Source organism: Polynucleobacter sp. MWH-Creno-3A4 (assembly GCF_018881885.1).
Lineage (GTDB): Bacteria > Pseudomonadota > Gammaproteobacteria > Burkholderiales > Burkholderiaceae > Polynucleobacter.
In genome coordinates, this window is record NZ_JACXSA010000001.1 from 207443 (window position 1) to 225389 (window position 17947).

General features: G+C 46.3%; 7 protein-coding genes. 3 read left to right on the forward strand and 4 right to left on the reverse strand.

Features of this window, described 5'->3' with window-relative positions; all coding sequences use genetic code 11:
• Positions 1-54: 54 nt before the first annotated feature.
• Positions 55-11901: an autotransporter outer membrane beta-barrel domain-containing protein gene (locus tag IEN92_RS00985; RefSeq protein ID WP_216159702.1), complete on the reverse strand. Its 11847-nt coding sequence runs from the start codon at positions 11899-11901 to the stop codon at positions 55-57.
• Positions 11902-12362: 461 nt separating this feature from the next.
• Here IEN92_RS00985 and IEN92_RS00990 point away from each other — a divergent pair, with 461 nt between their 5' ends.
• Both IEN92_RS00990 and IEN92_RS00995 read left to right on the forward strand, forming a co-directional pair.
• The gene (locus tag IEN92_RS00990) at positions 12363-13175 is read left to right on the forward strand and encodes a peptidyl-prolyl cis-trans isomerase (protein WP_216159705.1); all 813 of its coding nucleotides are present in this window, start codon (positions 12363-12365) and stop codon (positions 13173-13175) included.
• A 467-nt stretch (positions 13176-13642) separates the two neighbouring features.
• Entirely contained in the window at positions 13643-14053 is a 411-nt protein-coding gene (locus tag IEN92_RS00995; RefSeq protein WP_216159708.1) for a hypothetical protein, read from the forward strand.
• Positions 14054-14450: 397 nt separating this feature from the next.
• Here the strand turns inward: IEN92_RS00995 and IEN92_RS01000 are convergent, their stop codons facing one another.
• From IEN92_RS01000 to IEN92_RS01010, 3 genes are all read right to left on the reverse strand, one after another.
• Positions 14451-15728: a TolC family protein gene (locus tag IEN92_RS01000; RefSeq protein WP_216159711.1), complete on the reverse strand. Its 1278-nt coding sequence runs from the start codon at positions 15726-15728 to the stop codon at positions 14451-14453.
• 47 nt (positions 15729-15775) lie between these two features.
• Positions 15776-16450 carry an outer membrane protein gene (locus tag IEN92_RS01005; RefSeq protein WP_216159714.1) on the reverse strand — a complete coding sequence of 225 codons (675 nt, stop codon included), beginning with the start codon at positions 16448-16450 and terminating at the stop codon, positions 15776-15778.
• 174 nt (positions 16451-16624) lie between these two features.
• Complete coding sequence (locus IEN92_RS01010) at positions 16625-17083, reverse strand: hypothetical protein (RefSeq protein ID WP_216159717.1); 459 nt, start codon at positions 17081-17083, stop codon at positions 16625-16627.
• 187 nt (positions 17084-17270) lie between these two features.
• Between IEN92_RS01010 and IEN92_RS01015 the strand changes: the two genes are divergently transcribed.
• Complete coding sequence (locus IEN92_RS01015; RefSeq protein WP_216159720.1) at positions 17271-17894, forward strand: hypothetical protein; 624 nt, start codon at positions 17271-17273, stop codon at positions 17892-17894.
• Positions 17895-17947 lie beyond the last annotated feature (53 nt).

Genomic DNA, 17947 nt, shown 5'->3' on the forward strand with positions numbered 1-17947 from the left:
CTCGGCCTAGCGGCGTTACAGCAACCTCTAGAGGCAGAACACTAAAAAAAGATACTACCAACTGTAACGAACCCCTAACGTACCGCCAATTCCACGATAGTTGTAGGTTTTATTTCCCTGCTCAAGATCGAAGGTGCCATAAGCGCTAATAGATCGGCCCCAGTTATATTTAGCACCAGCTTTATAGATCATTGCATTACCAAATGAGGGTGTGCCATTACTATAAAGTGACGGGCCATTAGCTCCGCTGTAAGAACTAGCCATAGTCGCTTGACTAGCTGTATCACTAACCCAAGAAATTCTCAGAAATGGTAAAAACTTTGAGTTATTGCCCACATCAATATCACCGCTTAACTCTGCACCAACAAATATTGGTAACGCGGTATTCGTATTAGCTCCGTAGTAAAAGCCCGGGCCATAACCAGAGAAATATTCGTTAGCCCCGTTTTGACGAACTTGCATTGGCTGAAATGCTACGAATGGTGTTAACTGAACCTGTCTTTTGCCATCTGAATTAGGCAAAAGATTGTAGCCAGCCTCCACCCTTCCACCGATCACCGTACTATGAATATTCACATTAGTAGACATATTGAATCCTAGGGTTTGCACCTGACGATTAAACGTAGTGCTGCTACCGCCAAAATATCCAATACCTGAAATGTAAGCCCTATCATTTCTAGCGCCAACATAAAAGGAAGCGCCGTAGTTGGTTGAAGCTCCTGGAGTAATTGGTGTAGGGCTATTGCTGTAATTAAAATTAGATTGAGAAATTGTGAAGCCTAAGCCACCAATCAGGCCGCCATCAGATGAGCCAACCTCTAAACCTAAGGTTCCTCCATACACCCTATCCATCAAAGTATTAGTGGATGCATCTCCTTGGAATGGGGTAATCCAGGTCCTAAAATCACCTGATTTTTTCTTAGATTCTGGTAATTCATCATTCACACTTCCAGGAATGATTGGTGCATTAGCTGATTGTGCATTAGTCAATAAGGCTCTGGAATTTTGGGTTGAAGCAACAAAGTTATCACCAACACGCCATGAGTTCATGCGATCTGAAAAATTGGCAATAGAGCGATTAACTGCTTCGTAGTTGACCTGAGGAATCGCAGAAATAGCAGTGCCTGCAAGAGCTGTGTATGTTTGATTTAACTGACTTACAGTACTTTGAGTACTGACTAAGCGGGATGTTACCGTGCTGAAGAATGGACTGCTTCCCGCCGTTTGCATACTACCGATGCTATTACCCACCTGCGTAGAGTAGCTACTCATTCCTGCAGGAGCAAAATTGGCTGTAGCCGCCAATGAAATTCCATTGCTATTAGCGGCGGCCACATAACTCATCATGATGCTGTTGTTTAAGATGATGAGATTGGGATCTACCACGTTTAATGTGCCAGTGGCCTGGAATATATTTTGAGTCACAGTACCTGGGGCGATATAACTACGATCTAGCGGAACAGGCTTAAGATAGCCTCCCAAAGCTGCATTACCGGTGACTACAAACTGATCCATGCCATTTGCTGGTGAATCTACGCGTACTAATGTTAGCGCTCCCACATTTTGTACATATGAACCATTGATGTTGGTCGTAGCAATAGCTCTAGTTGAGCTACTCGCTGCACTGGCAAAAATACCATTATTGGTGAGCAAGCTCGAGCTTGAACCTAGGTTTAGAGTTGCACCAGCAAATAATTTGCCATTATTGGTGATATTGATAGTACTTGTGTCACCACTAATTCCATTTCCAGCCTGAATATTGCCAGTCATTAAAGAATTATTCACTACGGTAGTCACCCCATTCTCACCTGTTGCAAGCGCAGTTTCAGTCAAGACATTTTGTTGCAACACGCTACCAGTAATCGTGCCATTATTAGTCAGCGCATTAGCGAGTCCTAGTAACACGACAGCACTTGCACCATTGGTTGCCACAATGGATTGGCCAGACGCAACGGTAACAATTGGGTCGCTAATAGAATGGGCGTATAGAGCAATGGCGCCCTGACCAGTTGCAAAAATCGGTGCATTTACATTTACAGTAACCAAGCCTGCGACACCAGTACCTCTACCACCGCTATCGACGACGCCACTGCCACTAATAGCGAGACCGCCGCCGCCGCCAACGGATTCCGCAACAACACCGTAAGCTCCTTTACCAGAGGTATAGATTGGTGAATTAATATTGACAGTGACATTTCCGCCGTTACCGGTACCCGCTGCCCAGGTTGGTGTAATCGTCCCTAAACCAGAAGCAAGTACCGTGCCACCACCACCACCAACAGATTGAGCCAAAATACCAATCGCGTTTGCACCAGTAGTTCTAATTAGCCCAGTGTTAGTGACTGTTACATCGCCACCGTTGCCGGATGCTGATGAAGCACCCATCGTCAGATTATTTCCACCTGTCAAACTTGCATTGGCATCTTTGCTAACAACGCCTAAATAACCCCCTCCTCCACCCACCGATTGGGCGAATATACCAATGGAACCCGCGCCCGTCGTGTATATGTAACCATCTTGGCTTACAGAAACAGTGCCGCCATTACCTGAACTATTATTTTGAGCGCCAACACTGCTTGTGTTGAGGTTGATATTTCCAGCAGAAATAGTAGCTGCAGCGTACCCTCCGCCGCCGCCAATCGATTGTGCAAATACACCAATGGCGTTTGCTCCACCGGTTGCAACAGACCCTGTATTGATGATAGAAACAGCTTTTCCGTCGCCATTAGCAGCAGTGCTAGACGAAATTCCAGCACCTAGAGCAAAGCTAGTGGTAAGGGAGGATGCTGCAACTAGCGATCTATCAGCAAACGAGCTAACTCCACCGCCACCGCCTGCTGATTGCGAAAATACGCCAACTGAATTATCACCAGAGGTGGAAACTGAGCTGTTATTGATCACTCGAATTGCACCGCCATCACCACCAGTGCCGCCAGCCGAGCCTAATTTAAATGCAGTGATGGCTGCATTACTCGCTTCAGTAAAATTATTGCTAGACGCAGAGCCGCCGCCGCCACCAACAGACTGGGCAAATATTCCCATTGAGTTTTGGCCGTCGGTTGCTACCGAACCGCGACCCAAAATAGTGACGTTAACATTACCGCCCGCACCTGCAGCTCCTCCTCTTGCACCCAGAGTCATATCCGAGGAAATAGCTCCAGCACCTCTAATAGCAACATTTGAAGAGCCGGCATTACCACCGCCGCCGCCTACTGATTGTGCAAATATACCTGAGGAATTATTGCCATAAGTGATGCTATTACCTCTAGTTGAGAGCTCTACAGCTTTACCGTCTCCGCCAGTTCCACCAGTGCCACCTAAAGTAAATCTGCTGGTGAAGTCACCACCTATAGCACTAAGCTGAGTAGATCCAGCATTGCCACCACCGCCGCCAACAGATTGCATAAAAATAGCAGCCGCATTATTACCGGATGTTGTCGAATCTCCACTCGCTGTTACAGTGACCATTCCGCCAACTTGGCCGTTTCCGGCGCTGCCTCCAATTGCAAATACTGCTGAAGAATTACCGCCACTAGTGTTTGTATTCGCTGCACCACCGTTACCACCTGATCCGCCAATGGATTGAGCCAGTATGGATGAAGTGTTTTCACTACTCGTTCTTAATGTTCCGGTTGAATTTACTACGACATCACGACCCACTCCTCCTGAACCACCTCTACCGCCAATACTCAAGGTTGATACAACCGCCTTATATTCTGTGCCATCCGTATACCCACTACTAGAACTTGAATTACTCACACCCCCATTGCCACCGCCACCGCCGATCGATTGTGCAATGATGGCGAAAGAGTTCTTACCGAATGTACTGATGTTTGAATCGTTATAGACCGCTACAGTTGAAGCATCTCCACCACTACCACCACTTCCGCCAAGGGAAACTGCGAGGTTTACGGTATCAGTATTGCTGCTACTTGAATTTACAAGACTAGTAGACGAGCCGCCACTACCACCGCCACCGCCAATGGATTGAGCAACTATGCCTGAGGAATTTTCACCATAAGTTGTAATCGTTGGCGTAATCAATGGGGTACGCAATGAACTAGCAGTAGCAGTGTTGTAGGCAGCAAAGGTAGTGTCAACCACCACTGCGCCAGATGCACCACCAGTGCCGCCAGTTCCACCTAAAGCGATACTTGCATTAACAGAGCCACCGTTGCTAGCAGTAGAACTAGCGGAGCCGCCATTACCACCACCACCACCAATAGATTGAGCCAAAATGCCTGACGAATTATTATCAAAGGTTCTAATGCTGCCAACTGCATCAACAGTAACAGCGGCACCTGTACCGCCACTACCCCCGGAACCACCAAGAGTCAATGCACCTGTATAGCTGCCGCCAGAGCTGCTAGATTGACTAGACCCGCCATTACCGCCGCCGCCGCCAATAGATTGTGCGATGACGCCCAAAGCATTATTTCCGGTAGTAAAGATATTTCCATTATTCGTAACCGTGACAATACCAGCAGCACCGCCGCTACCACCACTACCACCCATGCTCATGGAAACATTGGCCTTACCAGAACTGGTGCTTGATGTAGCGCTGGATGAGTCACCATTACCACCACCACCACCAACTGATTGCGCAAAGATACCAGAAGCGTTATCGCCACCGGTATAAATAGTATTCGTTGAATTCACTGTCACAGTGCCAGCTGCGCCACCAGTCCCTGCGCTTGACCCCAATGCAAAACTGAGTGCATATGCACCGCTGTTAGCATTGCTTGAAGTACTACCAGAATTACCGCCACCACCACCAACTGATTGCGCAAAGATACCGCTGCTATCAGCGCCAGTTGTGATGATAGATGCAGCATTCCTTACTTGAACCTCGCCAGCACTACCTCCTCCACTACCTCTTCCGCCAAGGCCGGCAGATAGTGCTACGCCACTATTTGCAGTGGCTGAATTGGTAGCTCCATTCGACGCACTATTAGCAGAACTTGTACTACTAGTTCCTGCCGTATTTGCAGATGAGAGAGATACAGCGCCGCCATTGCCACCGCCGCCACCCACGGATTGAGCAAAAATACCGAATGATTCAGAACCCTTTGTAAGAATTAGCGCTCTACTTGCACCAGATGTATCAACGAGAACGGAGTTAGCATTTCCAGCAGAACCGCCTGCACCACCGAGACCCATTGATATTGCCAAGCTGCCAGCCTGTCCCGATGTGCTGCTAGATGATCCACCGTTGCCACCACCGCCGCCCACTGATTGAGCGAATATAGCTGATGCAAAATTACCCTTAGTGTCTAAAGAGGATGTGTTGTTGACCTGGACTGTTCCCGCATTGCCGCCACCGCTGCCATTACCGCCTAACGAAAGTGCAACGCTTGCTTTGCTTGCATCTGAATTGCTGGAGGATGAACCCGCAACACCACCACCACCACCAACTGATTGCGCAAAAATTGCAGAAGAATTGTCAGCTAATCCTAGAGTTAAGTTTGATATGGATTGTTGGTAACCAGTAATAATTTGTGCAGTATTGCTGACTAAAACATTTCCGGCATTTGCTCCGGCGCCACCATATCCACCAACACTAAGACCAACTGCATAACCACTATCAGCACCAGCCTGTCCACCAGTTTGACCACTCGAAGTATTGCCGGATGTAGCCGAATTACTGCTACCAGATGTTGTTGGAGTTGCAGCTCCACTAGACATCGCAGAACTTGTACCGCTTGTACCTGCTAACACTGAAGAGGCAGTAGTACTGGAGCCGCCACTACCGCCGCCGCCGCCAATCGATTGAGCCAAGATACCAAAAGAATTTTGGCCTGTAGTAGCAATAACTCCACCATTGGTGACCTCCACTACACCCGATGTTCCCCCGCTACCCCCTTTACCGCCAATACCAAAGGTAACAGCAGCTACTCCGCCTGTACCAGCAGATCCAACTGCAGAACTTGAGCTACCATTTCCACCGCCACCACCAATCGATTGCGCAACAATCCCAGAGGCATCACTTCCAAGGATGCTGATCTGACCAGAATTGTTCACTCTTAATGAACTTGCTGTGCCGCCAGTGCCGCCATAACCACCAACTGATATGGCACCAGAATATTTACCACCTTCACCATTCGCTGAGCTCGAACCACCATTACCACCACCGCCACCAATAGATTGCGCAACGATGCCATTCGATAAATCTGCGCTGGTATAAATTTTTGCAGCGCTATCTACAAGGACTGCACCTGCATTTCCGGCAGTGCCGCCACTTCCGCCGATTGAGAATGAAGCGGAGATGCCATTATTAGGCGCCGTGGAATTTGTACTACCTTGACTGCCTGAGCTACTCCAAAGTGAAGAAGCTCCACCGGCAACTACAGTTGAACCAGTCAAAGAACCAACTACCGATGTAACGCCATCTGCTGCAGCTCCAGGAGCAGCAGTAACTTGTGACGTGCTAGCTCCACCATTGCCTCCACCGCCGCCGATAGACTGAGCCAAGATGCCATCAGATTGTTGGCCTGCAGTAGAGATAATTCCTCCAGCTTTGACAGTGACATCATTACCAGTTCCGCCTTGACCGCCCCAGCCACCAATTGCCATACCAGCTGCATATTTATTACTTGAAGAATTGCTCTGTGACCACCCTCCATTACCACCGCCACCACCAATAGACTGAGCTAGTATTGCTGGAGCATTTTGACCGCTGGTATAAATTCCGCCTGTGGTCAGTCCATAGTTACTTAAAACAGTGACTATGGATCCACTATCGGCGCCAGTTCCACCCTGACCGCCTATAGACAATGAAGCACTCCCTTGTCCAGCAATTGCATTTGATGTTGCTGACCCACCATTACCTCCAACTCCGCCAATGGATTGAGCAATGATGCCTGCTGAGTTATCTGTGAACACACTACTGCTTGATGTATTGATTAAGCCAGATTGATTAACAGTAACAGCTCCAGAAATGCCGCCATTACCGCCAACTCCACCAACCGATAGGCTGATGCCATAAGATTGTGTTGATGTTGTACTACTAATAGCAAGTGATTGACTAGAACCTCCATTACCCCCACTTCCACCAATAGACTGAGCAAGAATACCCTCAGAATTTAATCCACTTGTTGTGATGCTTGATCCACTAACAGTAACCAACACATCATTTGCAGTGCCAGCATTGCCGCCACCGCCCCCAACACTGATGGAAGCAGTAGAACCAGCAGGTGCAAATACACCAGAAATAGCTGACCCACCATTGCCACCATTACCACCAATCGATTGAGCAAGAATGCCGAGTGAACCAGAATTGGCAGTACTGATAGAAACATTAGCCCCTAAATCCACTTCAACAATTCCAGCAGTGCCGCCAGTGCCGCCATTGTTGCCAACTGAAACATTTCCAGATGCAGCTTTAGACCCTGTGTTGGCTGAAATAGAAAAGCTCGATCCACCGTTACCTCCATTACCACCAATCGACTGAGCGGTAATGGCGTTTGATAACGAACCCGTAGAGAAAATTAAATATGAACCCGATGATGCATCAACCGTAACGTTACGCGCTGTTCCACCGCCACCGCCTCCGCCACCCAAAGTAACATCACCCGATACATTACCGCTCAGTGTTCCTGAGATAGCATTGCCACCGTTACCACCGGTACCTCCAATAGACTGAGCTAGGATGCCAGCGGATTGATCACCTTTTGTAGTAATGCTTGCGGTATTTTTTACATCCACCAAGTTGGCAGATCCACCAGTCGCACCCCCACCACCGATGCCTGCGCTAAAGCTTGCATTATTGGAAATCGTACCGGCGATTGCATTGCCACCATTGCCGCCAGCACCCCCAATCGATTGCGCGAGAATGCCGATTGACTGCACGCCAGATGTGCTTAGTGTTGCTGAATTATCTACAGCTATCTGACCAGCCGTGCCACCTGTACCACCAGCACCACCAATCGCTACAGCAAGACCAGACCCTGAGGATAGTCCGCCGGCCGATGCCATTCCACCATTGCCGCCAGATCCACCAATCGATTGGGCAGTCAGGGCAGAAGAAGATGCCCCCAGAGTTGTAATGGCACCGGCATTTGTAAGATCAACATTGCCTGCAATGCCTCCACCTCCCCCTACCCCTCCAACCGTCACATTCGTTGAACCAGAACTTGAGAATGAGCCACCAAACGTACTACCGCCATTTCCTCCAGCACCAGCAATACTTTGCGCCAAAATGCCAGATGATTGAGCGCCACTTGTATTGATAGCTGCAGAACTATTTACTGTAACCAGCTTTGACAGACCGCCGGAACTGCCTGAGCCACCAAGAGAAACATTTGCTGCTACAGAAGAAACAGTCGAACTTCCTGCAAAACCACCATTACCACCAACCCCGCCAATGGATTGGGCGATGATGCCACTTGATTGATCCCCAAGGGTAGTTATGGTGCTATTGGCATCAGTATTAACGGTTGCTGTGCCACCAACTCCTCCAGTACTGCCATTTCCGCCAATGCCCACTTGTGCACTAGCGCTACCAGAGCCGCTCGCCGATACACTAAACCCGCCGTTACCACCGGCACCGCCAATGGATTGAGCCAAGATCCCGCTAGACAACAGTCCGGAGGTGTTAATAGAATAAGCTGATGAAGAATTGCTTATGCCAACATAAACATTTCCAGCAGTACCCCCACTTGCACCACTGCCAGCCAAAGTAACGTTGCCCGAAAGTGTTCCGGCAATGGTTCCTGAGATAGCATTACCACCGTTACCACCAGTACCTCCAATAGACTGAGCCAAGATGCCGCCAGACTGGTCACTATTGGTAGTAATGCTGGATGAATCAGTTATATAAACTGCATATCCTGAGCCAATACCCGAGCTAGCGTTATAAGAATTGCCACCAGAAGCAGCGCCACCACCAACTGAAGCATTAAGACTTGCGTTTGCAGATACGCCAGCAGATACCGCGGTACCTCCATTACCGCCGGATCCGCCAATAGACTGTGCAGTAATGCCATTAGATAGCGCTCCATTTGTGGCAATAGCTCCATTATTTGAAACTAATACGCCATTCGCACTACCACCAGATCCGCCATGTCCGCCAATAGCAGTAGTAGCCGAAACAAAATAAGATGCTGCGCCGCTCGCAGATAGGCCACCATTACCACCATCACCACCCAAACTTTGGGCAATGATGCCGGAGGAAAGTGCTCCATCTGTTGAAATAATTCCAGAGTTAGTAACGCTAGCCGTTGAACCCGAGCCGCCACTTGCGCCATTCCCACCCAAGGTAAATACTGCTGCTCCAGATGCGATACCAGCGCCCGCAGAAAATCCGCCATTACCGCCACCACCTCCAATGGATTGAGCCAGAATGGCAGGGTTATTTCCAGGCGATAGCGCTGTGTCATTAGTTGCATCAACAGAGCCCGAGTTAGTAACATTTACTGCGCCACCTGCTGCACCGCTCCCTCCGTTGCCAGCAACGCTAACTGAAGCAGAGACTGCGAAAGCAAGCGAACCAGTTGCTGTAAATCCGCCATTACCACCGCCTCCGCCAATGGATTGAGCCAAGATAACAGGCGCACCGCCACCACTTGTAAATAGAGGGCCTGTATTTAACAAAGTAACGACGCCACCATATCCGGCCGAACCACCCGCTCCACCAACACTAGCAGCACCAGCAAAACCAAGTGATAAAGATCCACTAACTCCAAAACCACCATTACCACCGCCACCACCAATGGATTGAGCCACAAGCGCACTAGCTTCAAAACCGCTAGTAGTAATACTTCCATTATTTGAAAGTGAAACAACTCCACCGTTGCAATAGACAGTTGGGTATGTTGAGTTTGGAGTGCAACCGCCGGCTTTTCCGCCGATAACTAGGGACGCTGATGCAATCAGACCTCCACTTGCAGCAATACTTGATCCGCCATTGCCACCACCACCGCCAACAGATTGAGCGATCATTCCATAAGAGCGCTCTCCAGAAGTGTTAATCGCAGAGCCTGGGTTGCTTCCAGTTACTGCGCCACCATAACCACCAGCGGCTCCTGAACCACCGTAAGATAGGGCAACAGCTCCGCCGCCAAAAGCTGCAGAAATACTTGAACCCCCGCTGCCGCCACCGCCGCCAATAGAGCTAGCAGATAAACCGGGCGAATCGATTCCAGCAGTATTAATACCAACACCACCGGTAGATGCATAAACATTTCCACCATGCCCACCAGCTGCTCCAGTGCCGCCATAAGCAATACTTAAGCTACCCAATAGACTTCCAGAAACCGCAATTGCATAACCACCGTTGCCACCACCGCCGCCTACTGATTGAGCAAGAATGCCAGGTGAACCGATTCCTAAAGTGCTAATCTGAGAGCCAGAAACTAATGGCGCTGCGCTTGGATTTTCATTGACAGAAACGTAGCCACCATAGCCACCATTGCCCCCGCTACCTCCAGTAGCGATACTGGTAGAGGAACCTAATGCAATGGAAAAACTCACAGCCCCGCCCCCTGAGCCACCGCCGCCACCTACGGATTGAGTAAAAATACCAGCTGAGTTATTTTCCGCTGTTGAGACGGATCCACCATTATTGACGTAGACAGATCCACCATTCCCTCCGCTGCCACCCTTGCCGCCAACCGATTGGGTGACGGAGGTTGAACCGATAAAACTGCTGCTCGAGGAAAGGCCATATCCACCTAAACCTCCACCACCACCTACGGATTGAGCAAATATTCCAAACGCACCACCATTTGAACTGGTGGTATTCACGTATCCGATCCCGGTTGAGATTGACCCGGTATTAGACACGTTAACTGTTAAGCCATTGCCGCCGCTGCCACCTGAACCTCCTATCGCAGAACCATATACAGTAGGTGCGCTTTCGGTGCTGGATGTAGCCATCCCACCCTGCCCACCCCCGCCGCCAATTGATTGAGCATCAATGCCAATAGAAGAAACGCCGCTTAAAGAAATGTTTCCTGAATTGACGACAGTGATGGTAGATCCCGATGCCGCATCACCCCCAGATGCACCCCATGCATTCATGCCTGCAGTTGCACCTCCGGCACCACCACCCCCACCTACTGATTGAGCAAATATTCCATAACCCCCAACCATCGAGCTACTTAATGAACCTGAATTCAGAATTGTTACAGGACTCGACGCGGCACCTCCTCCTCCAGAACCACCTGATGAGTCCGGCTTAAGAATGCCGCCACCAGTAGTACTACCTCCGGCGGCACCATAACCTCCCACACTTTGTGCAAAGATAGGAACAGAGTAGGCAGCTTGAATGCTTGCTCCATTGTTAACTGATACAGACCCACCAATACCGCCAGAACCACCAGTGCCACCACTACCTGCTGTATCACAACAGGTTGCAGCGTCGCCGCCAATACCCCCATTTCCACCATAACTTTTGGCATAAATGCCATATGCCCCAGCCGTATTACCGACTACTAATGAAACGCTATTAGTCACACTAACAAAACCTCCGGCCCCCGCATTGGCGCCGTTACCCGCCGAACCACCTTGATTGTTGTAACCGCCATCGCCACCATTGCCACCACCAGACACGGCGTAAATACCAGTGCTAGCAAGGGAAGTGTTGCCAACAGATCCAGGTGAAAAAATGACGCTTATTTGCCCGCCAGCACCGCCAGAGGCGCCACTTCTCGCGTTATAATTCGGACAGGATGCATTTTCGTTGTTAGCTCCTTTTTGACCATTACCTCCGATAGATGTAGCAGATATCGCCGTACCATATCCAGAGGAAGCAAGATTTAAAATATCCACATTCAAGGGATTTGGGGAGCCGTTGCCGCCATTACCCGCAGCATTAGCATCGCATTTCATAGCATCTGAGTCGTAATAAAGATTACTGCTACCACCACTGCCATGGGCGCCATTCGCACTTGAATTTGCCATGTAGGGAGAACTGATGACAGGTGCTTGAATATTTTGAGCGCTACTATTTAAACTAATTAAAAGTAATCCGAATATAAAAAAGGATGTATGAATATGCTTTAAGCGCATCGTAATTTCTAGTTTAATTTTCGCAAGTCAGTAAATTGCTTTTTGTAAGGCTCGCAAACAAATCAACTTCCCTTGGGGGATTGGGTAAAAAGTGCTTATTCAAAAGGAATCAAGTGGGGATAAATTTAATAATATATTTTAGAAACAGGATTACTCTAAATTCTTAAATTACTTTTTACAGCCAAACAAATTATGGCTTACATAATAATTTTGTACTTACAACGCCGTATTTAAATAACTCTTCAGGGACATGCTTAAACTGAGTGAAAGAACCCTTAATTCAGTTAAAGTAAGTTCAGGAAATGAAATCATCTTAATTAGCCACTTTTTACCCAACTAAATCCCCATTTACTATGAAAATTCTTTGTTTTTGCCCACTTCGTTATATTTTGTCAGCCATGCTTTTGGTGGGCTGCGTCGGCACTTACGCTCAGTCTAAAAACCCTTCTGATATTAAGGTTAATGGCGTAGTTATTTCTCAGGAATTGATAGACCTCGCAGTGAAGTCTGCCACTCCTCAGGGGCAGCAACCTACGCCAGCACTTGAAAATGAGGTGAAGCAGCGCTTAATTAATATCGAGCTTTTGGCTCAAGATGCTGTTAAGCAAGGCATTGATAAAACTCCTGAGAATCAAATTCGCATTCGTGAACTTCGCCAAAATCTATTAGCCGAACTGTTGCTGGTGGATTACCTTTCAAAAAATCCAATTACTGAAGATCAAATTCGCGCTGAATATGAACGCCAACTCAAAAGCTTGGGTACAGGCAATCTTGAGCAATACAAATTGGGTGTGATCGCCTTACCAAGCCAATCTGAGGCAGCTTCAGTAATTGCTCAAATTAAGTCTGGTGAGCCCTTTGCAAAAATAGCAAAACAAAAATCAATTGATCCAAGCAGGGATCAAGGCGGTCAAACTGGATGGGTTCTTCCTGCACAGATAAATCCATCTATTGCCTTAGTGATGACCAATCTACCTAAGGGCGGAATGTCCAGCACCCCAATACAGACTCCAAATGGTTGGTACATTCTTAAGGTCGAAGAGAAGCGCCCATTCAAAGTTCCCGCTTTTGAAGAAACAAAGAATCAGATACGCGCAAACCTAGCCCAACAGAAACAAGCTGAACTCATTGAGGCCTTAAGAGAAAAAGCAAAAATTACTCAATAAATGATGATGTCTATAGGCCTGCTAATGCCCATCAAGGGAACAAAAAGAATAAAAAGCGATTAGCGCTCTATTGCTCTTTGCAACATATGGTGATTAAGGCAAAGTAAAAAGCAATTAACTTGCTGCGCATTTCCTGATTGAGTTGAGTGCTTTGGCGTTGTAGCATCTCTTTTGATCCGTTGGTCGCGAGTTCGAATCTCGCCCGACCCACCAAGATTTACAAGGCTTCAAAGGCAAATCGCTTTTGGAGCCTTTTTTCTTATCCAATGAATAGTCTATTGATATTTTATTTATCGATCCTGGAAATCGGAACAGCTATAAAAGCAAAATAATCATCACGCACAAATGCGGTGGTAATGAGGTTTCTGAAGCAATTTCAGACTTTCAAATGTGAACAAGATTTAATGAATTTACTGCTAAAGACTCAATAGAATGAGTGCTAACTCTTTATTTCATTTAAGGTAATCATGAAATTCAAAACACTACTCGCACTAGTAGCATCAGTTCCAGCACTTGTTTTTGCGCAGCAAAATATGCCAATCAATTCAGTTGGCTCCACTGGAGCGCCACCAGCACAAATACAACAATCTCAAACAGGAATGGAATATCAAGTAATTGGTGAAAGCCTCCCTGCAGCCACAGGAAGCAGTGATAACGCGCCTAATTTTGGTGGAATAGAGGGCAAGAAGGCAACAAAGCGAATCGGTGATGAAGAAGCCATATTCACTAGCAAGCAGCTTGCATCAAATGTAAGTAGTAAAAAATCTACTAGTAAGGTCGGCGTTTCAAAAGATTACACAGTAAAGATCTGCGTGGATGGTAGGTGCACCACAGTAACATGCAGCGGAGATGATCCAACCAGAGATCATTGCAACTAAAAATAGGTTGCTTTTACTATAGCCATCCTTAGGAATGTTTCTACCTCTAATTAAGGCTTAATTTGGCTCGGAGTAACGAACTGGAGACCCTGAATGCTGCTCTCAAAGGATCGAGGAAATAAAGCAGATTGGGCACTCCTACCTTTAACCAATTCTGAGGCAGAGTTTGGCACAGATAATGAATTGTCTGCATTAGCCCCATAGTTAGGGGATGAATTAAGCTGGGGTAAGAGCATATTATTTCGAAAAGCTTGGAACTGAAGCGACCCCATATCCGCAATAGCTGCGGGATTTGGCGGGGGAGGTAACGCAAATGCAGCAGGCAGCGTTATGGTTGCAGTTTGCCCCCAGGCAGAGCAAGCGAATAGACCAAAACAAAGATTAAAAAGGAAAAGTTTCATAAAGCGGGAACCGCATAATTTCCACTTTGACGCCACAGATTAATTAACGCTTTGAGATGATTTGTCTTGGCATCCAGCAAGGCACCCTCTTTATCTCGACTATCCATGGTGGCAAGTACAGGATTCTTATTCGGATTCTTGGTCGTAGCCTCATAAACTCCTTGCGCAGTCGACAAAATATCCTTAGCGGCACTATATTGCATTAAAGCCTGCAAGACCTGTACCCGAATTTGTACCTTAAGATCACGTAGTCGCATTTCATACTGCAGTTTTTGATTGGCTGCACTGACAATGTCGGCAGACTGAAAATAATTGTTTATGGGAATGGGAATTGTGATGCCTGCTGATATTGAATTCTGAGCAGTGTAAGTCGTTCCAGGGCTTGTCAAAGTCTGGGATGGCCCAACTGGAGATGCTGGAAGTGTATATGAAACACCATTTGAGTATTGGTATTGCGGAGTTCTAGTCTGAGAAATATAAGGAAAGACATTGACATTCCGATTCTGCATTTTCAGGGAGATGTTTTTGTCTGCTACATCAATAGAAGACTGCAGACTTAAGACCTCCATTCTCTGGCTTTGGGCCCTTACAATGAGTTCTTCGGCATCGTATTCCTGAGCGGGAAAATTTAAGTTACCTTTTGGGTAAGGTAAATCCTGAAGAGAGTCCCCAGAATAATTGAGTAGATTTAAAGCCGCGAAGGATAAATCTTTTTCAGTGGAAATTTTGTAGAAATTAAGAAAGCGCTCCGCATCAACAGTCTTTGCGCCGGCTTGCAAAGACTTTAGCTTTCGTAATGCTTCATTGTAGGACTTGAGCATCTGCGCCAAGCGCAATGTATCAATATAGGTGTTTAGCGCATTCAGCTCTATGGTTGTACGCGTTTTTTCCAATTGAACCGTGCTCGCTTCTGTTTCAGCCTGTGCTAATTTTTCTCTCGCAGAACGCTTACCCCACCCTTCAATCGTAAATGAAAGACCATAGGTGCTCGATTGGGGGGTGTTATAAGGAGCATACGGAGTTTGATTCTGATAGGCACCTCTGGCGTAACTCACGCTTGGGGAAAACTGATAGAGACTCTGAGCCTCTTTATTTGCCATGGCCGTTTGAACATCGAGTGAAGCCCCGTTGTTATAAGAATTACTTTGTCTAACTATCTCCAAGTATTGGTCGAGAGAGATGGGTGAATACTTAAGCTCAATGCAGTAGGTGGGGCTGGACAGAAGCCACCCCAATATGCCAAATAACAATAGGCTGACTTTTAGTTTTGGCATAAAGTATTGAATAAGGCCACATAAATCTTGGCAGTCTTGCTTAATTCTCAGAAAATATAGCCGATACCCAAAAGTCCAGTACTGGAATTGAGGCTGATATTAGAGGAATAGGTTGAACGGCCGTTACTATTAACGACTGAATATGACTTAGCTCCGTAGCCTGCATAGTTATATTCTGCAAACCCATACAAATTTTTAAGGCCAACTAAATTACCTACAGCAAAACTTTTAACTCCAAGGCCTAGTACATAGCCACTGTAATTTAAGGTAGTAGCCCAAGAACCATCGGCATTATTCACATTCTCTTTTGTATAGCTATAACCCACCTTGCCATAAATCATATTATCCGGATCAATCAAAAAACCTGGCAGAACGCTAAAGTCATATCTCGATTTATTTTGAAAATCAGTGGGAGTGCCGGGATTTTTTTGTACCTGAATGCCGCCGGATGTTATTGGCTGTAAGGCAGCCTGCAAACCTAGAATAAAGCTCTGAGAAACCGGAAAGTTATAACCAACATTAAAGTTTGCGTTAGCTGAAGTTTTCTGAGTAGATCCGAACTGCTCAGGAACAGAGCCATCGTTATGCTGCTGGGTACCACTTCCTGTATTTACTGCCTGTAAAGCAAAACCTACGCCAAGATCTAGCCCAGTAAATGAGTTTTGTGCAAGAACGCTAGAGCTAACTACTAGTGAAGCAAAACATAAGAGGTACTTTTTCATATCCAATTTCTTATAAATAAAATGATAATTTTTGCTGTTGATAGCCAATTAGGAAAATAGCTTGCAAGCAAAACTAATTCTGTTGTGTACAGGTGTAATGATCTGGATCAAAAAATCTCAACAGTGACATCAAATGTCATAGCTCAATCAGCTACGCATTTAATGGCAGGGCTATTACTTCTCTTCCGGAGCTATAACTACAACTGCAGTATTTCCAACAGAAATATTCCCGCTACCATTTCCATTGCCTGACGTATTGCCGCTGTTGTTGCCACTGCCTTGAGCATTAGTGCTAGAAGCATTAGTGCTAGAAGCATTAGTGATGACAGTATTTGGATTGGAAATATTCGTATTTGTATTGATATTGTTTGGATTCGAAATATTCATATTAGTAGTGATGATATTTGGATTAGAAATATTCATATTGGTAGTAATATTGTTTGGATTCGAAATATTCGTATTAGCGTTGATATTATTTGGATTCGAAATATTCATATTCGTATTGATATTGTTTGGATTCGAAATCCCACCAATTGCAACAGTTGGAGCACTTGATGACTGGGGAACATTAGACTGAGCGATAGCTATCAGTGGGACTAATGCAACTAATGCGATTAATGATTTAATTTTCATTCTATCTTTCTAGAGTTTGATTTCACATCGAGTCTAACGACTTATTGGCAAGATAAGTGAAAGAATTTGTTCACATACCATCATTCAGCACTGTTCAGAAAACCCATATATCATGGGGGCTCAAACCTCTTCTGTTAATGGTTTTTAAGAGTGTTCCGCTTTTGTAGCGCCTTTCAACTATTTGAATATGAATCCACTCTCAGAAATCCAATTTGCCGAGTCAAAGCAAGATCGCTCCCAAAAGACACTAGATGACATCATGCTAGCAGCCGAACAAATCGTCATTGAGGCTAATCCAGGGTTATTTACTAGCAGAACCCTTGCGCAAAAGTCTGGCTATGCCCTAGGAACACTAGTAAGACGCCTTAGCTCAATAGAAAATGTATTTCTGTGGGCAGTAAAAAAGGGGAGAGATAAAAAATTTCAAGAGTTATCGCTCTCTATTGCCCAATTTGATGAGAATGTTCCGATTGATGCTTTCGCACAGAATATGGTTGAGACTGTATTTTCTGGAATTGGCAAGGTCAATCCTGCAGTCATGCGCTTTTTTGAGATTCGCTTTACCAGGATCAATGGTCTGCCGCAAGATTACTTTTTATATATGGATTCTTTAGTTGAGCCTTTTTTAGAATCTGCCAGCAAAAATGAAACGGGTACCTTTAGAGTAATGTCAAAGAATGAAGCCTCCCTACTCATCAGACAAATATGTTTGCTTGTCGAAAGGCCTTTTATGGAAGGTAACCCTATTGCAGGGAGCGAAGAGCACCGTTGTGTTACGAAAGATGCAATCGTTAAATTGCTTGGAAAGTAACTAACCTTAGCCCAACTCGATACCATCAGTTGCGCAACAGCCGCCTTTGCTAC